The 486-nt window shown below is 62.8% G+C and carries 1 protein-coding gene; it reads right to left on the bottom strand.

What is annotated here, in order from left to right:
* A partial coding sequence (locus tag ACW9HX_RS29140) for an aromatic amino acid lyase (protein WP_457383220.1) occupies positions 1-486 on the bottom strand: 486 nt, incomplete at both ends.

Below are 486 nucleotides of genomic sequence, written 5' to 3'. Positions count from 1 at the left end.
ATGCAGTAGAAACCTGAGTGCCGTTGAGCAGCGCCAAGCCTTCTTTTGCCGCCAGCGTCAGCGGGGTCAGACCGGCGACTTTCAGTGCCTCGGTGGCTTCCATCCACTCACCCTTGTAGCGCGCCTTGCCTTCGCCCAGCAGTACCAGCGACATGTGCGCCAGCGGTGCCAGGTCACCGGATGCACCGACCGAACCTTTCAGCGGAATGTGCGGATAAACCTCGGCGTTGATCAGGGCGATCAGTGCATCGATCACCACACGGCGGATGCCGGAGAAACCACGGCTCAGGCTGTTGACCTTGAGCACCATGATCAAACGCACCAGCTCATCGCTGATCGGCTGGCCGACGCCGGCGGCGTGGGACAGCACCAGCGAACGCTGGAGGTTTTCCAGGTCTTCGCTGGCGATGCGGGTCGAGGCCAGCAAGCCGAAACCGGTGTTGATGCCGTAGGCGGTGCGGTTCTCGGCGAGGATCTGCTCGACGC

The organism is Pseudomonas sp. SDO52101_S400 (assembly GCF_054071635.1).
This window is presented reverse-complemented; position numbering and strand designations above follow the sequence as displayed.